The organism is Shewanella sp. 1180_01 (assembly GCF_052850535.1).
The window spans coordinates 1-15,816 of the sequence record NZ_VXCT01000037.1; the positions used below are offsets into that span (position 1 = coordinate 1).

At 43.7% G+C, this 15,816-nt stretch carries 12 protein-coding genes and 1 pseudogene; 3 read left to right on the plus strand and 10 right to left on the minus strand.

Annotated features, from left to right (window positions below; translation table 11 throughout):
• Positions 1-327: 327 nt before the first annotated feature.
• From FW758_RS16965 to FW758_RS16990, 6 genes are all read right to left on the minus strand, one after another.
• On the minus strand, positions 328-1,368 hold the full coding sequence (locus tag FW758_RS16965) for a sensor domain-containing diguanylate cyclase (protein WP_063882949.1): 1,041 nt from the start codon (positions 1,366-1,368) through the stop codon (positions 328-330).
• A 187-nt stretch (positions 1,369-1,555) separates the two neighbouring features.
• Complete coding sequence (locus tag FW758_RS16970; RefSeq protein ID WP_446445991.1) at positions 1,556-3,475, minus strand: hybrid sensor histidine kinase/response regulator; 1,920 nt, start codon at positions 3,473-3,475, stop codon at positions 1,556-1,558.
• Entirely contained in the window at positions 3,465-3,776 is a 312-nt protein-coding gene (locus tag FW758_RS16975) for a hypothetical protein (protein ID WP_446445992.1), read from the minus strand. The genes FW758_RS16970 and FW758_RS16975 overlap by 11 nt, the downstream gene beginning before the upstream one ends.
• Positions 3,766-4,974, minus strand: a complete 1,209-nt coding sequence (locus FW758_RS16980) for an EAL domain-containing protein (protein ID WP_446445993.1) — start codon at positions 4,972-4,974, stop codon at positions 3,766-3,768. The genes FW758_RS16975 and FW758_RS16980 overlap by 11 nt, the downstream gene beginning before the upstream one ends.
• Entirely contained in the window at positions 4,971-5,939 is a 969-nt protein-coding gene (locus tag FW758_RS16985) for a helix-turn-helix transcriptional regulator (protein WP_446445994.1), read from the minus strand. The genes FW758_RS16980 and FW758_RS16985 overlap by 4 nt, the downstream gene beginning before the upstream one ends.
• A gap of 531 nt (positions 5,940-6,470) precedes the next feature.
• Complete coding sequence (locus tag FW758_RS16990) at positions 6,471-6,863, minus strand: helix-turn-helix transcriptional regulator (RefSeq protein WP_446445995.1); 393 nt, start codon at positions 6,861-6,863, stop codon at positions 6,471-6,473.
• Between the two features lie 90 nt (positions 6,864-6,953).
• On the opposite strand from FW758_RS16990, the gene FW758_RS16995 reads away from it, so the two are divergent.
• Entirely contained in the window at positions 6,954-7,259 is a 306-nt protein-coding gene (locus FW758_RS16995; protein ID WP_446445996.1) for a phytase, read from the plus strand.
• A 653-nt stretch (positions 7,260-7,912) separates the two neighbouring features.
• Here the strand turns inward: FW758_RS16995 and FW758_RS17000 are convergent.
• Positions 7,913-8,506 carry a VF530 family protein gene (locus FW758_RS17000; protein WP_446445997.1) on the minus strand — a complete coding sequence of 198 codons (594 nt, stop codon included), beginning with the start codon at positions 8,504-8,506 and terminating at the stop codon, positions 7,913-7,915.
• Between the two features lie 817 nt (positions 8,507-9,323).
• Here FW758_RS17000 and FW758_RS17005 point away from each other — a divergent pair.
• Entirely contained in the window at positions 9,324-10,934 is a 1,611-nt protein-coding gene (locus tag FW758_RS17005) for an ABC-F family ATPase (RefSeq protein WP_446445998.1), read from the plus strand.
• Positions 10,935-11,049: 115 nt separating this feature from the next.
• Here FW758_RS17005 and FW758_RS17010 read toward each other — a convergent pair whose 3' ends face one another.
• From FW758_RS17010 to FW758_RS17020, 3 genes and pseudogenes are all read right to left on the minus strand, one after another.
• Complete coding sequence (locus FW758_RS17010; protein ID WP_446445999.1) at positions 11,050-11,946, minus strand: nuclease-related domain-containing protein; 897 nt, start codon at positions 11,944-11,946, stop codon at positions 11,050-11,052.
• Positions 11,947-12,013: 67 nt separating this feature from the next.
• Positions 12,014-13,074 (minus strand): annotated as a pseudogene (locus FW758_RS17015) (HNH endonuclease).
• Positions 13,064-13,744: a class I SAM-dependent methyltransferase gene (locus FW758_RS17020; protein ID WP_413473341.1), complete on the minus strand. Its 681-nt coding sequence runs from the start codon at positions 13,742-13,744 to the stop codon at positions 13,064-13,066. The pseudogene FW758_RS17015 and the gene FW758_RS17020 overlap by 11 nt, the downstream one beginning before the upstream one ends.
• A gap of 382 nt (positions 13,745-14,126) precedes the next feature.
• Between FW758_RS17020 and FW758_RS17025 the strand changes: the two genes are divergently transcribed.
• The gene (locus FW758_RS17025; protein ID WP_446446000.1) at positions 14,127-15,767 is read left to right on the plus strand and encodes a diguanylate cyclase; all 1,641 of its coding nucleotides are present in this window, start codon (positions 14,127-14,129) and stop codon (positions 15,765-15,767) included.
• The last annotated feature ends 49 nt before the right edge of the window (positions 15,768-15,816 follow it).

Sequence of the window (15,816 nt, forward strand, 5' to 3'; positions counted from 1 at the left end):
GGGTCCATGGCGGGTATATTGCTGATTGATTAACACAGTTTCCCTTGAAGGCTAAAGCAATGTGGACAGATATGGCGGCTATTTTAGGTGAAAAACCAAAGGAACAAAACGTCGTTTTGAGTACAACACTAAGTTAAGCGAATGCTTGGTAGTGTGATGAGTACTGTTCCCACTAAGCGTGTTTCTTTTTTTGGATTAGCGCAGGTTTTTGTCAACTTTGAGTTTTATTGTTGGATTAGCGACACGCTGGGCTAGCGGCTCAGTCTTAGTTACACATGGATGACTGGCGCCATGAATAAATAATATACTGATTAATATGCACTTTTCTCAGCTAGGCAGGTTACCCGTTAACATCACATCGTCCCATATCACCACGCGATTGCGCCCGAGGGTTTTAGCTTGATAGAGCGCTTTATCCGCCTCGGCCACCAGCTTTTCAGCATCCGAGCGGCACTGACTTCCTGTTTCGACAGGCAATGCAACCTGCTCCACATCTGCAATATCAGCACTGTTATCGATTCCATGGTGAATAATCACAGGGGTTAATGCGCTAACCCCTGCTGAAAATTGATATTGAAAATCAGCCACGATTGCAGAAATATCTTCATTGGCAAGGGATGACATCATACGCATTACGATTTTCTGGGCCGCATCAACCGTGGTTTCTGGCAGTAACAGAGCAAACTCTTCACCGCCTAAGCGGCCAAAAATATCGTAGGGACGGGTTCGGGCGCTGATGAATTGGGTAAAATGCTGCAAGATTTTGTCACCGACTTGATGGCCATAGCGATCATTGACGAGTTTAAAATTATCGATATCCATCATCACTAGGCATAATGGCAACTGTAAGCGACTCAAGCGTTTGATTTCGTGCTCTAACTGCTGAAAAAAGTGCCGCCGATTGGCAATCCCAGTTAACTCATCGGTGAGCGCGAGGCGATTTAACTCAGTTTGCGCATTCCTGAGGGCAAATTCGACCTGTTTTAACTGGGTGATATCAGTGCAAACAATGACCATATCGCCATTGTGATAAACCTGCTCCGAGAGTTGCAACCAGCTACCGTCGACCAGATCCACTTCAAAACGTCTAAAAGCCGATTTACGTTGATTCGCATGAATAAGCTCGAGCCATTCCTCTATGGTTTCATGCTCAATTTTCGGTCCCTGTTTATGGGTAAAGGCAAAGCGCATCATGTCGTCAAAATGCTTGCCGACCATGTCTTGATCAACAAAACCAAACATTTTCGCAAAGGTATTATTATAAAAGATAAAATGATTATGCTTGTCTAACACCGCTAGACCATTCTCGCTCAGCCGCAAAGCTTCCGTTATAAATGGGTAAACCAATTCAAGGGGTTTCTTATCCATCGGCCTTCCTAGCAGTGACAAATTTAAATAAGAACTTAGATATGTTTAGCGTAGCAGTGTTCTGAGCGGATCACAGCGCTTATACCTTAGATTACACATTAACTGCAAAGATATTTGCAGTATTTCAGTACCAATTGGATGAAGTCAGCAAATCATATTTTTATATAACATTCAATATGTTGATGGTTTACTCTTTTACCGCTAATTTGCTGAGAAAGACTTCGGCACTAAAAGGTTTCTGCATGAAATGCACCTCAGGAAATGACGCTAATTCGGGAATATCATCGCAGTCATTCGCGGAGAGTAAAAAGAAACGACAGTGATGTTCAATAGGGCTATCCCTCACCAGGTTTTGTAATACTTGCTGCATCTGCCTGACCAGTTGTAAACCGTTCATGTCTTGTAAACGATAATCCACAATGACAATCTGTGGCAAATGGTTAACCAACATCTTCAGTGCTTGCTCTGTATTATCAGTACTGAAGGTTTGAAAATGATAGTGCTCCAGCATGGCGCGACAAATTTCAAGATTAAACAGATTGTCATCTATGATCAGCACTTTTTGTTGATCATATTGAAGTGTTAATCGTTCTTTCACTGCGCTGAGCTGACAGGGGAAATGCAGTAACACTGTGGTACCTTTGCCCTTTTGACTGCGCAGCCTAAACCGACCGCCAATCTGCTCAAGCAATCGATTACACGTATAGAGCCCGAGTCCCATACCCGATGTCGCGGCAATAGGTGAGTTAGCGGCGTGCATAAAGGGATCGACTAAAGCGCGCTGCGCTTCCTTTGACATACCATCGCCAAAATCGCGGATCAGCACCCTAAGCACAGGGCGCTGATTTTTAGCATTCGCTTTAAGGTGTAAATCCATATAGCAATGCACTTCGCTACCCGTACTGTATTTGAACGCATTATTGATAATGTTGGTCATGAGTTGGAATAACTTAGTCCCATCGAGTTCGATAAACTTCGGCAAAGACTCACTTACTACAATGTGTAAACGTTTGCCGGAGGTTGCACTAAATGCACGATAATAGTCCTGAATATTGCCCACATACTCGTGTAAGTTCACCGAATGTAAATTCAGTTTTAACTGCCCAGCTTCTGCCTTACTGTAATTTAAGGTATTTTCGGCAACCGAATAGAGTAAGTTGGCAGACCAGGCCATTTTATCGACGATTTTATCCAGTTCCTGTGGTTGTGAGAGGGCTTTTTTTAGCATGCGACTATAGCCAAGAATGGCATTGATTGGGGTGCGGATCTCATGATTAATGCTCGAAAGCACGGCTAATTTAGCGCGATTGTCGAGCTTAATTTGCTCCACAATTTGCTGATTTTTAGACTTAAAGTACAAAAGGAAGGACAACACTATGCCAAGGGCTGCAATCAGTAGGATGATCACGATAAGCTCGATAACTTCTTTTTGTGGCACTTGATATTGTACCTGTAAACTCACTCGGGTTTGATATTCTGGGATAGCTAAGGTTTGGCTATCAGAGTAATTAAATAATGAAAATAGGCCGCTGGCTAACTTAAGAGTGCAGGATGAGTTTTGCAGTAAGGACTGCTCAAATGACTGTTCAAATTGATAGGTAATGCAAACGCCCTGCTCTTGTTCGATTCGCGCGAGTATCCGCTGATGAGAAACGGCATAAACGAGATAAGGCATATTTGGCTCATCAATGGCCACCACAGCCAAAGTGTAATTGGCAAGGCTCGCCTTAAGTTCTCCTTTAAGATTCTTGACTAACTCAATCTGTTTAAGCTCAGTAGCCATCGTTTTATCTGAGATATAGGCCAGTTCAAGACTGGGGGTCAGCGTAAAAGCGACGGCAGATTTGATTTTAAGTAAATCCTTGGCAAAAATCTCAAACTCCTGTGACGTCACCTTACTCGACGCGTGAAAAAAAGATTTCAGCGCATCCAACATGATCTTATGTTGTAAGAACATATCCCGCGAGGAAGTAAAAACCGCCTGCGCTTTTTTATCGTAAATAGCGTCAAACTCATACAGCGAGTGGGACAAGGTTAGCCACAGTACTAATATTGTGACCCATAAGCCACTGAACATATTGATGCAAGCACTGTATTTAACGCTCATTGGCGTAATCCATTACGGCATTAAGTAAATCGTTTAGCTGATGTTTGAACTGTTCTCGCTCGCAAGAATTAGCCATAGGCACGGTATTCTTAAGCTGCAAATAGCGAGCAATCCCCACGAATTGATGTGTTAGGGCCTCGATACTGTCATTGGACTTACATTTTTCTAGCTCGAGTCGCATACGCTGCAACTCTGCGATAAGTGTTAATCGCAGCCGCGATTGCTGTTCTTGGCTGTATTGCTCAAAAAATGTCGATAAGGCCAGTGTTAACTCATTATCAATTATTGACTTAGTATCCATGGGTTAGGCATTCCCTATTGTATTGCGCAATCCAATCAATCAGATAACGACCTTCAACTGGCGGGCTATATAAATAGCCTTGGGCAACATCGCAGCCTAGTTCAGAAAGAATCGCTTCTATTGCGCTTGTCTCAACGCCTTCGGCAACCACCTTTACGTGCATCTTCTGCGCAAGCGCTATGGTGGACTCCACAATGAGATAATGTTGATGATTAATATCCATATCGGAGACAAAACTTTTATCAATTTTGATTTCTTTAAAGGGAATGGCATCGAGACGATCATAAGTGGAATAACTTTTTCCGAAATCATCGAGGGAAATATCGATATTGTTGATGATCAGCCGTGCAATTGAGTTAAGCACTCTATCTTGATTGATGATCTCTTGCGACTCAGTGAGCTCTAAAATCAAATGGATGTGTTTATGCTCACGGCCACATTCGATGATGAATTCAATCAGTTCATCGCAGGTCAGATCGTCGGCGGTAATGTTAATCGACAGCGCAAACGCCGTCAGCAAAGGTTGACGCGACCAACATTGCAACGCCTGGGAAATGACCATCCGCGAGAACAGGCTATTCAGCCCTTGTTGATTAACCAGTGGCAAAAAAACGTCGGGATAAATATAGCCATTGGATTGATCGCAAAGCCGCGACAGTACTTCAAAACCCATGATTTCCTTGGTCTTTAGGTTGATCTTAGGTTGATAGCAGAGAATTAATTGTTCATCTTTAAGCAATTGCCGCACATTGATATTGGCCGCCCTGTTTTGCACCATCGATTGATGTTGATGCGCATGATGTCTATCCGTGGATGCTTCTAACAATGGCGTTAAAATATCATTCACGTTGATAGGCTTAGCAAATACCCCCAGCAAGTTGAGCCTCAGCACTGTGATGATATTGTCCACCAGCTCTAAAGTCCGTTTATCCGAGGAGCTGATCACCGCAATCGGAATCGCGGCAAAACGGGGCTCGGAGGCCAACATATTGATGACTGCGATTCCATCTCCTTGGTCCATCTTGAGATCTATGATGATCAACTCAAGCACCACTTCGATGTCAATAATCAGTTCTATGCCTTGATTACCATTACAGGCTTCATAGATCTGCACGTTATCGTCAACCAAGAACTTATGGATATCGGCTTTCATGGTTTCTCGAATAAAGCGCTGATCATCTATGATGAGAATATTCATATAGGGGTCTCTAACTGCATGAAGAAAATGGGATCGATCGTTTGGGATTTTGATGAAGGAATGACGGAAAGCTTGAGTAGATTACGATTTGCCATCACCTCTGTGCGACTGGAAAAAAACGAATAGTTTTTTATCGGTTTGCAGCAACCTTCTATCGTTCTCACTTTGAAAATGGGTAACTTAAATTGCGTTAACTTTCGTTTTAATGACTCATCACAGATATTAAAACTTAAAAACTTGAGTGAGCGACTCGCAGCCAATTCATTGAGATAAACAGACATCATGTAGTTTTCAATATAGGGAGTCACACCAAAAGATGAGAACACCATCAAGGTATCTGGTAAGGTTTGGCTGTTATGGTTAATCACCTCGAATAAGTCCACCTCATCATTCATAAATTCGAGGGCAATTTTGCCCTGAGTGCGACAAAACAGACTATGTCCGACTATCTGATCGCCCGAGCTAAACGCAACAACTAATGACAGACCATGGAAAAACGGTTGAGATAAGTTACGGCTCACAAAGGATAAACGCGGATTACTTTCATAAACCAAGCTGAGTTGCAGTAACGCCATGAAGTTATGATGGTGGCTCTCGATAAATTCGACACGATAAGGCGTATTGCGGTAGTACGGATGGTCACTGCGTTCTATGTTGGACTCAAAAAGATTAATCAAAGCTAAGCCTTCGTTGATAAACTTTTTATCCTCCCGATAAATATCAAAGAGTTCAGAGCCAAATATTTCAACAATTTCAGACTGTTTAGCAAGGGATGGGATGTTAACCCCTCGCTCCCAACGGCTAATCGTGATGGAATCTAAGGTATCGAACAGACAGCTTTTTTGCCTGAGCAAACCACATAAATCTTCTTGGGAAAGGTTATTCTCTGTGCGGGTGTGTTTTAAGAAATTGGAGAATGTCTGTGCACTTGTTTTGTTTTGATAGGAGATAGGTGTACAAATCATATCGCGTTCCATCTGTATTTTTTACTTTATCTAGCAGCTCCATATATGTCGTATGGTCGATGTCATCTATTGGCTCTGGATGTCTATATGTATAAGTAATCCAAATGCGCTTAAGTCCCTCGATGAAATAAAGTCCAGTGATATTTTCGTCACTCACCACTTAGTTGCTCCATTTCAGCTTAATATTCACCACGTTTTTTCAATAGGAAAGTGAGTATAAATGGCATTGTTTATCTGAGACCATGGCACAGTCAAAATGGCGACAATAAAAAAGTGTCTAGTTATTCATCCGGTAAAATCATTACCATAATCACTCGCCACTCACTCAGCGGAATCACAGTTCAGCCAGCATAACGCTTATGAGCCTTGCGCAATAACCATTAATGGTGAAATTGATTGGTTATGCGTTAAATATTCAATTATAAACATATAATGCCGACAAATTTCTCACCTAAATTCACGCTTTGAATAAATAAAAACAAAAAATATGCTTGGAAATACAGGCAGGACATCTTGTTACTCGCTTATGACTTAAGCCAGCCAGCTGCGAAAATAGGTGGGTAATTGGCCTGTCCAGCGTTTAAAAGAACGCCTGAAATTACTGGCGTCGCTGAAGGACAGTGAATTGGCAATACTGTGAGCGTCCTGCGAAGGTGTGGCTAAATAATACAGGGCTTTGATTAAACGTGTTTCATCGGCGAGTTGGCCAAAGCTTAAATCCATTTCAGCCAAGCGGCGCTTTAAGGTCGCAGGGCTCATCGATAGTTTTTCTGCCATCACTGGCAAACTTAAGTTTTCCCGCATCAGCGACAAACGAATGCCCGCCGCCAACCCGAGCCTATATTCACTTGCAAACAGTGCATAGCGTGGCGATTGAAAGTGACCTTGGCGCGGAATGACAGAATGAAAAGTAGAATGAGTCACAACGTGAGGTGCGGGTTGTGATTCAAAGCTACCGATGTTGAAGGGGTTTCACTCTACCAAGGTGCGAGCATTCACGGCAAAAAACAAGATTTGCTGGTGGTCTCGAGCCAAGGCAATAACAGTTATCTGCTTTATCAAGCAAGCGCGCCTTATACCCAAGTAGGACGTTTCCGCATTGGCGTGAAATTGAACGGGATGGAAAACGGCCGCGAAACCAGCATCGACGGCAGCGCCGAAACCGATGGGCTAGCCGTCACGCATTTGCCCGTCGGTAGTGGAGTTTGGCAACAGGGGATGCTGGTGGTACAAGACGGTCACAACCACTTACCCGATGCCAACCAAGCTTTTAAATGGTTACCTTGGAGCAGCATAGTCAAACAACTCAACATCCACTAAGGTCAGTTTGCTGACAAAATGGCACAGCGCAAAAAGCATCAAGTGACAAAAATTGACAAATGAAAAGTGTAGAAAAGGCTTTTGTGCTTTGGATGAAAGGTTTGAACTAAACCTTGGGAGCAGTACTTAGCATGAGCTTTGGCATTCGCGTTTAAAGCAAGTTTTAGGGCTGATTTCGTAAGTGAGTTATTTTAACTTGGCGTAATAGTGAGCGACTGGCGCTATTTGATTGTAAATTGTGGCATTCACTCATTATGCGCTCGATATGCAAATCTAAAACTATAACCCCCGAGAATTTTCTAACCCTCATGCAATAAAGTGAATAGTTAGTCATAAAAAAGAGGTTAACCGTGAACTACGGTTAACCTTTTTTCATTTAATCAGGCGATAAATCAGACGTTTTATCAAACAGTCAGAGCCATAACTTCAAACCGACGCTTACAAAAGCCACGCCTTGTAAAAATCAACTCAGGAACTAAAGTCTACTCATGTAAAAGCTAACTCATACCAGAGCGACCTTAATACAACACTCATTCCTTACTAGCATGAAACAGCAAACCGTAGAAACAACGGCAAATCGCATGCGTGAAAATAGCGAGTGCAAAACTAACGCCTGTGAAAAACCATGCCAACTCAATTCGGCAGACATGGGATTAGCCGCGTTTAGTGCCCCACGGATCGTTGTCATCCGTCGATGGGCCAGGTCCTGAACGCTCTGTCATTTTTGAATCATTTCTTGAATCGTTTCTGGGTTCGTTTCGACGCTGTGAGCTGCGATTCGATGAACCATAGCCAGAACCTGTTCCGCGTCCACCCGCAGGTTTTTTGCCTGCGCTTTTACCTGAGTTACCTGAGCCATATCCAGAGTTTGGACGGCGGTTACCCGCTTCGTACTCGGCGCTGGCTTTGGCCTGCATTTCAGCGATAGAGGCTAATGTCAGTTCCATCGGTTTACGCGGCGCGATACCTGAGGCAAAACCTCGTTCACGTGGCTTAAGATCAAACTGCTCACCGACGGCTTTAGGCATACGCTTAAATCGGTACAGGTAGAAGTTTTCCACTTTCTCCCGCGCCCACTCGGTTTTTTTGAGGAAAATGACACTGGCCTCAATGGTCGGGTTGGTGTTAAAGCAGCCTAGCTTTAATGCCGCGAATAAAATTTTCCAACCGTAAAAATCGACTAACTCAGTGATCATTGTCTCGAGTTTGAGGCCGTGTAATGGGTTGTTCTGTTGCTCTTGTATCATGGGAATTCCAAATTCAGCCCAATTGGCTGATTTTACTGTATTAGTTTACGGTATTGAGTTATCAAATTAGTTACTGAATTTGCGACTAAACGGGCTATGACAGCTATAACATTATTTAATTAAGCCATTAAAATCACTTAAGTCATTTAAGCCATCTAGGCGAATGATGGCACTCGCTCAGCTATTCGTTTCGTTAAGTGACGGCACTAGCATGCAGCGTTATATGCTTGAATCGTTAATCTTATAGACCCAAAACTTGCATATAGAGCAGTTAACTATATTAGCCGCAAAATCTGCTTTTTCAGCAAAACTGCGGGAATAATAACGGTAAATAAGCTAAACGCCTCCTTTTATTTGCTCTGTCAGGGTTTAGCATTGGCTTTAGCGCATGAAATCCACCGCGCCTCAAGTCGCCATGAAGGCTTGAATCTAGCATCGGCACCTATCATTAATAGAGAGCACTACACACTTAATAGATGTCACTTCATAGATAGGCATTTTATATAGAGACTTCATAGGTAGACGCTTAGATAAGAGATACTTAACAGACCTTCACTCAGTAGCAAGCTCAAACCTGTGCCATTTTTTGCCGATAAACCGCTAATGCCTTCTCTCATCCTCAAAATAAACGCAACTGAAACGGCTCGATTTATAGCTGCGCATCACATACTTGCTCGCATCTTTAGCCCTTAGTCTGTATACTCCGCGACCTTATTATCCCAACTTTAATGTTTTGGCTTAGAGTGGGTGAAGCGCATGTTTCATTTTGAGGCTTGTTTGTCACAATCCCCGTTAGCAAATACCTAGGAAAGCTCCTTTGATCTCTACCGCGAACATCACGATGCAGTTTGGCCCTGAGCCATTGTTTGAAAACATTTCAGCGAAATTTGGCAATGGTCACCGCTATGGTTTGATCGGCGCGAATGGCTGTGGCAAATCGACCTTTATGAAGATCCTCAGCGGAGCTTTAGCGCCAACCTCTGGCAATGTGTCCATCACGCCCGGCTTAAAAGTCGGTACCCTAAGCCAAGATCAGTTCGCCTTTGAACAATACAGTGTGATCGATGCGGTGATCATGGGGGATGTTGCCCTGTGGAAAGTCAAACAGGAACGCGATGCCATTTACGCCAATCCGAATATGACTGAAGAAGATGGCATGCGCGTTGGCGATCTTGAAAGTGAATTTGCCGAAATGGATGGTTACAGCGCTGAAAGTCGCGCCGGTGAAATTCTGCTCGAAGCGGGTATTGAAGAATCTTTCCATTACGGTCTAATGCAACAAGTGGCACCGGGCTGGAAATTGCGGGTCTTGTTAGCCCAAGCGCTGTTCGCCAACCCAGATATTCTGCTGCTCGACGAACCAACCAACAACTTGGATATCCATACCATTAGCTGGTTAGAAACCGAGTTGAACAAACGTAAGTGCACCATGATCATTATTTCCCATGATAGGCACTTCTTAAATGCCGTCTGTACCCACATGGCGGATATCGATTATGGCGAATTGCGCATTTACCCAGGTAACTACGAATACTTCCTCGCACAATCGGCATTGCTGCGCGAACAATTATTGTCAGGTAACGCCAAGAAAAGTGCTGAAATCGAAGAGCTGCAAGACTTCGTTAACCGCTTCGGTGCCAACGCATCTAAGGCAAAACAAGCCAGCTCGCGCGCGAAGAAAATGGACAAAATCAAGCTTGATGAAGTGAAATCATCAAGCCGTATCCACCCTTCTATTCGTTTCGATGCTGGTAAGAAAATGCATCGCCAAGCACTGATCCTTGAAGATTTGGCCCACGGGTTTGATGGTGAGCTGCTATTCGAAGGCGGCGACTTAATCCTCGAAGCCGGTGCAAAATTAGCGATTATCGGCGAGAACGGCGTGGGTAAAACCACTTTCCTACGTTGCTTAGTCAATGATCTAGAACACAATAAAGGCGTGATCAAGTGGTCAGAAAACGCATCAATCGGCTACTGCCCGCAAGACAGCAGTGACGAATTTGATAATGACTACACGCTGATGGATTGGATGTCACAGTGGCGCCAACCCAAGCATAACGATCTTATGGTACGCGCCATGTTAGGCCGTCTGCTGTTCACCGAAGATGATGCGAACAAGAAAGCGCGTAACTGTTCAGGCGGAGAGAAAAACCGCTTGTTATTCGGTAAGTTAATGATGCAAGACATCAACGTGCTAATCATGGACGAACCGACTAACCACATGGATATGGAAGCCATCGAAGCACTCAATAATGCGTTGAAAGATTTTGAAGGCACTTTGATATTCGTCAGTCATGACCGTGAGTTTGTATCGTCACTCGCTACACGTATCATTGATATTAAAGATAAAAAAATAATTAACTTCCAAGGTACCTTCGATGAGTACCTTTCAAGCCAAGCTGAAATGGAAGCGAGAAAAAGCGCATAATATTAGGCTAACTTACGCTGATTAACCCAGCGTTATCGCATTAAAAAGTCGTCATTGGTTATCCAATGACGACTTTTTTATTGGGCTAAATAATGATTTAAAAATCTGAAGAGAGTTATGGCTTGCCCTGCAAACAACGTTGCATAATTTGATAAGCAATCGCATTCACTTGCTCTTGAGTGAATATAGCGGCATTCATCTTAGGAAGTGTAATAGCGACTTGCTTATGATTAATGATAGGAAACGGGGGTTTAGTTTGTGACTTCACCATCCACCCGGGAAATACGAGTACAGGCATTACCGGAATAGATTGGCCTACAGCCTTTGTGAGCCATTCACTCACCCACTTAGCTTGACGTTGAGCTTGTTCAATCGGTGCCGTTTCTGTCCAAGACGGAAACACCAATTTCCCATCACGGTAAAACAACTCATGTGCCTTATGTTGCCCACCATTTGACTCATTCTTCTTATCACTGTACCACTTATGCCGCCCCTTAGTTTCAATGGCAAACACACCATTAATCCCCACGACTAAGTGATCAATGTTAAAACCATCGGCTTGAATATCATGGAAAACTTGATAACCCAATCCCTGCAAACGCATTAGTTCGGCTGCGGTCGCTAATTCGGCCGTATGCCCCAAACGTAACTTAGTCAATCGAGTCATACTACGATAGGTTTTGACCACAAAATAAATTGGGCCGAGTACAATGAATCCAACAAATGCCAAAGGAAATGTTCCTTTGTCGAGGTATCCCCTTAATCCTTCAAATGCAAACGGAATGGTGACAACGATGACCGACATGAGCATTGCGCTCAGAATATTAAATTGCAGCTCTTGGATCTGTTTTTGAATGCCAAAACCAGGCAATCTGTTCAACTTTTCCCTATCAATAGGCAGCTTTACCGTTCTGTCTCTATGTCGTATAACAAAAAACATAGGGACTAAAATCGCTCCCATACCCAACAAAATAAGTGAAACTGAAAAAATCCCTTTTAGTAACTCTGTCATACCTTTCCTTTAAAAATCAGATAATTAAGATTCTGAGACTGAATAAACGCTACTTACTTCTTTGTTTCTAAATTGCTGTGCTCGATAAATCATTATCTATCGCGTTAAAAGGCACTAAGGTTTTTTTATCGAGCCAGAGTGGTGAGCGATTTTGCCCTGCAAGCTGATAGGCCCAAGTGGTGATGGCTTCGGAGCGATCACTTTCACAGACGAAATATCGGCTGAGTTCAGAATGTAACGCTTGGCCATGCTGGATAATGTTTTGCTCATACCAGTTATCTTTGTGACGCTGTGCGGCAAGATGATCGCGTTTATTGTTATTGCAACTGCTATGAGCGAGGACAAAATTATGCCCTAAATCATTAGGATATCGTGCCCAAGGAATAAAGTGATCCACTTCGCCAGTTTCTTTTAATGACTTATGGCAATAAAAGCATTGGCCCTTTTGGATATCAAGCAGCACAGGTCTAGCGTGAGTGATCGTCTGTCGGTCACTGCCAAATAGAAACTCGCTTAAATTGCCTTTATTGCCAATAACGACCTGATTTGCGGGAAACTCGGCGATTTTCTGCACCCATTGTGTGCGAGCTAATGACACCACTAAATCATGAAATCGCCTGAAGCAGAATGCGATACCCGGATTCAACTCGATATAATTTTTGTTTTATCATGGGGATAAAGAAAACAATCTGCGTTTCGGGACAAAATTTGTAAGCGCCATAACGGGCCCTCTTTAACGGTGCCGCGCGTTTTACTCAATAGAGCAGGATAACTAAGATGCGCTTTTAACTGGGATAAACTGTTAACGCCTTGATTACGTAGCTCAATCAAACTGTTGATTAAGGCTGATTGCTTTCCATTATTTTGAAGTAGAACAAAATGCGCATTAACAGCACCAAAAGGTAAAGAGTGTTGCCAATAGAGTTCAATAAACTTCTCTACTAGCTCATCAATACTGATTAGGGTTTTCTGTTCAGGATCGGCATTGAGTATTAATGGCCGTTCGATGCAGACATCTGCGATCGCATGCAGTAAGGCAAATTTGTATGTTGCAACAAAATCCCCTTCAACCAACAGACGTTGTAAATAGCTAATAAATTCAACTTGTCTTCTCGCATCAATCGGCATGATGACGACCCTTAATAATGGCGTTTGCTTCGGGAACAGTAACGTTTGGGACGGCTTTTGGTGTAAATACGAGGGTCTGCCAATGCACTTGCGTGCGACCGAGTTTGTCAGTTTCATCTTGACTCGAATCTTTGAGTGCTAGCTGGCAATCTGCAGCCAGTGCGAGCAATTCATCTGCACTGACTGGGTGCATAACGCGGGCATCGGGGCTTAGACCATGGCGCAAACTGATGACTAAAAGTCCCGTTGAATTGAGTAAACGTGAGAGTGTTGCTAGTGCTAGTGGGCGCTCAGAGGGAGATAAATGCATCCACACAGCGCTGAGTAAAATCAGATCGAACTGTTGTGCTAGGCCAGCCACTTTTTGTAGCTGAGGTAAACCATCCTCAATCCAACGAACGGGTAGATCCCGCGTTAACACCTGCCCCATTTTCGCTAAAGCAATAGCAGGTTCGATTGCAAAAATTTGCGTCTCTTTGTCCTGTGCCTTTTTGGCTAAATAATGTACATCCCGCCCAGAGCCTGCTCCCACATCCAGTATCGATAGTTTGTCTCTCGCGAGGATCGGCAAAAGATGATGTAACCAACTTGAATGCACTTCTTCAAAGGTTTTAGACAAATACTGCGCCGAGAGTGTTACGGCATGGCCATTATAAAACGCTATGCTCACTGACAAAAATCCTTTTGCAACAAGTGATTGTTTTTAATGACGCTAACTTATCACAATCACTTTTGATACAAAATACACATCATCATTATCCTGCTGTTTTGCAGAAAAAATTTTGCGTTTTGCTGTTTTATATCACAACCCGAGTATTGGCGATTGAAAAAGGAAGTCTATTTAGGCGGGTAGCATCTGTGCATTTCCCCGTCGTTTTTTTCGCAGTGGTTTACACTCTATTAGTCTGTGTGAAAATACGTGCAATTGGTTGAATCTGTTACATCCTTCTGTTGAAAACAGTGTCAATTTCAGTATAAACGGGTTTTATCGTCCCGAGGTAGCGACCACACGGAGAAACCTAGGGCTCAATCATTTAGGATATCTATTGCCTATGAGTTTTGAAGATTCGTTAGAGCAACTTAAACGACAGTTTTTACATGCACTGCCGGATAAAAAGAAACAAATCATTACCTTGTGGATTTCATTGCGTAAGAATTGGAATGCACACATGCTGTCTGCCGTGTACCGAGAGGTGCATAACTTAAAAGGGTCGAGCGAGACCTTTGGATTGTCGGATACCAAACACATAGTCGATAAACTTGAGCTGCAGCTTAAAGGGTTGCTCAATGCGCCAGCTCCCGAACTTCCTACTATCAAAGGCTTAGATACCCTATTCCACCAGTTGTTGCAAAACAATATGCGCGGTCAACCGTCGCCGCCTGTGGTGGAGGCGCAAATGCAGCAAAGTCCCTATAAACCGGCTAAGGCGCGGCATGATCACCATATTGCCATCATAGAAGACGATGGTAATGTCGGCGCAATGATCACAAAGCAACTGCGAGAGTTCGGTTTTAGTGTGCAGCATTTTTTGAATTTCACGAGCTTTCTGGTGGTGCAAAATGAAACGCCCTTCGATCTGATTCTATTGGATTTAATTCTGCCCGATTGGACTGAAGAGGCCTTGTTCGAAGCCGCCACAGAGTTTGAAAAGAACAATACCCGAGTGTTTGTTTTATCCTCGCGCGGGGATTTTGACATGCGGTTGCTGGCCATTCGTGCCAACGTTAGCGAATATTTTGTTAAACATGCGGAAACCACTTTATTGGTGCGCAAAATCCATCAATCTCTCAAGATGTCTGAGAAGCAGCCCTTGAAGGTGTTACTGGTGGATGATCAGCAATCTATGGTGGATTATTTTTCAAGCCTGTTACGCAGTCACGGTTTGATGGTGAAAGGGTTATCGAGCGCCGGGCAAGTCTTACCTGCCCTTGAGCAGTTTGAACCCGATCTGTTCATCTTCGATTTATACATGCCTGAGGTGAACGGGCTTGAGCTGGCAAAGATGATACGCCAACTGGATAAATACACCTCTAGCCCAATTCTCGTGTTGAGCTCTGACGATACGATGCAGAATAAAGTCAGCATCATACAAGCGGGATCAGATGACTTAATTTCAAAGCAAACCGCGCCGAGTTTATTTGTCGCGCAAGTGATATCCCGCGCCCAACGTGGCCATGATATTCGCAGTTCGGCAAGCCGCGACAGCTTAACGGGATTGTTAAACCATACCCAGATTCTGGTTGCCGCGAGGCGCTGCTATAACGTGGCTAAACGAATTAACTCTCAGGTTTGTATCGCCATGTTCGATTTAGATCACTTCAAAAAAGTGAACGACACCTATGGCCATGCCGGTGGTGACAAGGTGTTGCTGGCCTTTGCCCATCTTCTACAACAATCCTTACGGCAAACTGACTTTACCGGTCGCTATGGCGGCGAGGAATTTATGTTAGTGCTGCCAGATATGCAAAAACCACTGGCGATTGCTAAGTTAAATGCGATCCGCGAGAGCTTTAGCCATATTGTCTTTGTCGAAGATGGCGTCGAGTTTAAGGTGACGCTCAGCGGCGGTTTAGTGTTCTCGGACGAATGTGAGGAGTTTCAAGATTGTCTGTTACTGGCGGATAAGCACTTGTACGAGGCGAAACGTTTAGGCCGAAATCAATTAGTGTTTTCACCAAGTGGGCAGGATTGAAACCCATTCACTCATCCTGCGCATGAATCAGGCCTTAATGTCATTCGGT